The sequence below is a fragment of the Candidatus Neomarinimicrobiota bacterium genome, assembly GCA_041862535.1.
In the GTDB taxonomy this organism is placed as follows: domain Bacteria; phylum Fidelibacterota; class Marinisomatia; order SCGC-AAA003-L08; family TS1B11.
Window position 1 is genome coordinate 1 of record JBGVTM010000063.1, and the last position, 4,103, is coordinate 4,103.

The 4,103-nt window shown below is 52.1% G+C and carries 4 protein-coding genes; 1 reads left to right on the top strand and 3 read right to left on the bottom strand.

What is annotated here, in order from left to right:
• Window positions 1-304 precede the first annotated feature (304 nt).
• The 3 genes from ACETWG_02680 to ACETWG_02690 all read right to left on the bottom strand — a co-directional run bounded on the left by ACETWG_02680 (window position 305) and on the right by ACETWG_02690 (window position 2,650).
• A complete protein-coding gene (locus tag ACETWG_02680) occupies window positions 305-1,330 on the bottom strand; it encodes a S41 family peptidase (protein ID MFB0515494.1) in 1,026 nt (341 codons plus the stop codon).
• A gap of 13 nt (window positions 1,331-1,343) precedes the next feature.
• Window positions 1,344-2,120 carry a hypothetical protein gene (locus ACETWG_02685; GenBank protein ID MFB0515495.1) on the bottom strand — a complete coding sequence of 259 codons (777 nt, stop codon included), beginning with the start codon at window positions 2,118-2,120 and terminating at the stop codon, window positions 1,344-1,346.
• A 392-nt stretch (window positions 2,121-2,512) separates the two neighbouring features.
• Window positions 2,513-2,650, bottom strand: a complete 138-nt coding sequence (locus tag ACETWG_02690; protein MFB0515496.1) for a hypothetical protein — start codon at window positions 2,648-2,650, stop codon at window positions 2,513-2,515.
• Between the two features lie 337 nt (window positions 2,651-2,987).
• On the opposite strand from ACETWG_02690, the gene ACETWG_02695 reads away from it, so the two are divergent.
• Window positions 2,988-4,103, top strand: a 1,116-nt coding sequence (locus ACETWG_02695) for a hypothetical protein (GenBank protein MFB0515497.1), incomplete at its 3' end; no start/stop codon positions are given.

The following is a 4,103-nucleotide window of genomic DNA, read 5'->3' on the forward strand; positions in this document are numbered from 1 at the left end:
ACCAGCGCCTTGAAGTGGCTGAAATCGAGGGTGATTTACTGAAGGCGGTGGTCGCGAAGAATGCGCCTAAGGTGGAAGCACTGTACCGAAAACTGGTCAACGCTCGACTCATTCTAAGCCGGTCGGAATCGAAAAGCTTAGCGTAACACGCTATGGCTCCTCATTTTTACTTACTTTTGGACAGAAGGGGAATTTCCTGGAATTAGGCCGGCCGGCGGCGGCGATTCTCGTCGTCGTGACCGCCATCAGCTGGTTGCGGTGATGTCGGTGGTATCAGGCTTCCGGAAACATTAGACGCTCCCGGCTACTGCAGCAGGTCGATGGCATATTCCAGCTGCTTGTCCTGCCCCCGCTTGATGTCCTCGGCCGTCTGGGGCACCCGGATCTGGGGCGGCACGCCGATGGTCTCCCACGGCAGGCCGTCCCACCGGCGCACATCAATGGTGGGGATATTCACCTTTTTTCCGCTGGGCAGCGTGTGGCGGGCGGCAAAGTAACCGGTTTCTTCAGAACCTCCCGAACCGCCACCGGTCGTGTCCCCGATCACGGTGGTATTCGGCCGTAGCTTCATCAGGTCGGCAAAGTGTTCACTGGCGCTGTAGCTCGATCCGTTAATGATGACGACTACGGGCTTGGTGTACTGAAAGGATCCCACCGGATCGATAGCCGGCCATTGGTATTCGTTGCCCGCTGCATCATAGAAAAATAAGCTGTCAATGGAAGTGGTTATAAACCGGCCCACCGCGTGCCAAACGATAGGTCGGTTGCCTCCCGAACCGCCCCGGTCATCGATGATCAGGCCGTCGGTGTTACGCAGGTAGGCCAGCGCGGTGGCGAAATGGGTCTCGAAGCCTTCTGATTGATACGAGGATATCCATAGGTAGCCGATGTTTCCCGGCAGGATTTCGTATTCGAATCCGCCGCCCTCGGTCACCCGCAGCTCCCGGTCGAAATAGGTCCGCACCACGTAGGGACTGTACGCATGGCGGTCCCGCAGCATGCGGGGTGTGGGGAAATAGGGATACACCTGGCCGCCGCCCTCGGTCTGATAGTACACGTGGCCGTCTTTCAACTCGGCCAGCAGATCGTGGAGCACCTGGTAGAACTCGTCACCCTGGGCAGCTGCGGTGCGTGGACGGTACACGGTCCGGAGCGAGTCCCAATCGATCTGCTTCCAGTCCAGGTAGACGTAGCGGGTGTTGACGATGTCCCAGGTCATGTCGAAGTCTGCCAGGTGCTGATCGGAGGTGGCCTCTTCCACCAGCAGGTCACTGCAGGCAAAGGACAGCATCATCGCCAGGAGCATCGGGATCGATCCGAATGCTTTCATGCTGCGTCCCCCCTCAGATGTGGTAGCTGAGCGTCATCGTGAGATTGTCGCTCACAGTCAGGATCGGGTTCCACTTGCTGACGCTCATGATCTGGAGCATGCCGGCCGCTCTGACGGACAGCCTGTCCTGAATACGATATCGCACCCCCAGGTCGGCCGTGGCAATCGCGCCCGACAATAGCGTGAGTAGCCCGCCCGCCGTTCCACTCTCTTCCACCACATCCACGGTGCGTATGCCAATAGACAGCAGGCTCGTACGGCATGATCCCTCCACCAGCAGCTTGGATCCCATGGGGACCACAATCTCGGAATTCACTCCCAGGGACAGCAGAAATGCCAGGGACATATCCATGTGCAACGCACCCTGGGCCGCGATATTCTGATCATTCATGAACAGATGGAAGCCGAAGGATGGCCCCGCATAAACCTGCGCCTCCTTCCCGAATAACGCCGCCCGTTTTATGGGATAGAGATAATCCTGCTGCAATGCGGCCTGAAGTACATCGGTGGAGACGTTATTGTTCTTGATTTCAGAAGAGTTGCGGAACTCGAGTTTCAACCGGTAGCCCCACTTATCATGGAGCCGTGACCAGTCGGCGCTCAAGTAGGGCAGCATGCCGGAATATCTCTCTTGGGATATGTATTCATCTCGCATGGCATACTGGCCAAAGCCGTATTGGATGGATAGTCCGGTAGAGGGTGGAATTAGTTGTCCCGTAAGGGCTTGGGCATCCAGGACCGCAGCACTGCAACAGATGAAAGCCACAAGGAAAACGAAATAATGTTTCATCCTGATTCCTTTTGTATTGGTTTCAATAACGCTAGGTGACGTGACTGTAGAATTTTTCAGCTTCCGTAATCTCATATTAGACCCGCGTGTGATCAAGGAAGTTGTCTGAGGTATATCCATTATGTACTTCCAGGAACCGTTGAGGGGTCCCTACGGGTGGGTGGTTCAATTTACAGTCCACTCACCCCTAAATCCCCTCTCTCAAGCCTGTCCCGCTGGAAGCGGGGAGAGAGGGGCCTCGCGAAGCGAGCGGGGTGAGTGCTTTCAGGGGCACCGCGTAGCGAGGAGCTTGCCCTGAACCTTGCCCTGCCCTTGGTCCCGCCGTAGGCGGTGACTCCCAGTCCCGTCTAAAATCCCGCTGTAAGCGGGGCAGAAAGCGGGGAGTCCCGACTTTACGTCGGGATCGAAGGGGTAGCCGAAGGGGCCTGCCAGAGCAGGTCTTCGCTGTGGGTAGGAGTCTTGCGCAGCATCCGGGCAATTTTGCGCACGGCTTTGAGCCGGTGATGTATCTGGAATTCCCCCTTGGGCATGGTGAGAATTTACAGTTCCCCTACCCTAAAACCCCTCTCTCGAGCCTGTCCCGCTGGAAGCGGGGAGAGAGGGGCCTCGCGAAGCGAGCGGGGTGAGTGCTTTCAGGGGGAAATCCGCCGACTGGCGGATGGGGGTGAGGTCTTATTTCCCCGCCAGCAATCTTCACCCAGCCCCATATCTGCTTGACTTTAGTTAAGAATATTTGTATGCTGATAGAAGGATGGGCGTAGTATAGTAGTGATATATTTCATTGTAATGTAGTAAGTTCATTATATATATTTGAAATATAATTAATTGGGATTATATCCGAAGCTGGTTCCTAAAGGAGTAAATAGTATGGACGAAAATGCTGACCAAGCACTAGCATCACTAGGCGAAATATCAGAGACTTTCAAATCATTTGTTAACAATAAAGGCAAAGTCAGCGAAGCAGATACTAGAGTGAAGTTTATTGATCGTATTCTGAAAGAAGTGCTCTATTGGCCAGAAAGTGAACTTAGCAGAGAAGACCACGTGGAATCAGGTTATACAGACTACCAGCTTAAAGTAAGACAAAAACCACTTGTTGTTGTTGAGGCGAAGCGTGAGGGTGTGTCCTTTGTCTTACCTTCTAGCGCAACTTCGAGATTGTCTAAGCTAAGCGGGGCAATAATGACCGATAAGAAGGTAGAAGCTGCGATTATTCAGGTTCGAAAGTATTGTGATGATCAAGGAATAAAATTCGCTATAGCAACAAATGGCTACACGTGGATCGTATTGCGTGCTATTCGAGACGATATGCCTTGGCGTGAAGGTAGAGTGAGGATTTTCCCTTCAATAGAACATATTAAAAAGCATTTCGTAGAGTTCTGGAATCTACTTTCATACGGAGAAATCTGTGATGGCTCCCTTGACACAGAATTTGGACGCCTCGCTTCAGCGTCACGGAAACTACTTCGTGTCATCGATAAGCTATTCAATGCTGATCTTCCCCTACAAAGGAACCGTCTCAACTCGCAGCTGCAACCACTAATCAAGTATATTTTCGAGGATATAGCTGCACAAGACGACTTGGATCTTCTTCAGTCCTGTTATGTACACACAGGAAGCTTAAGAATTGTGGCAAACGATTTAAACGTCGTTATTACTGACGCGATCCCCCGGACATTAGCTCTAGAAGGCGCAAAGGACTTAATCCAAGATAAAACAGACGCCGGTGAATTAGGGACAGCCATGGAAAACGCCATTCGTGAAAAGAAAGGTGAATTATATCTCCTTCTAGGGGGAATCGGATCAGGAAAAACTACTTTCCTTAAGCGTTATGAAAAAATAATAGCAAAAGAATTCCTTGATAAGGTCGCATATACTTTCCACTTTGATTTCCTCAAGGCTCCTCTCACTTCAGGCGAGCTAGAGGTATTCATCTGGAACAGTATATTGGAGACAATACGATCTACATATGAGTCTGAGCAA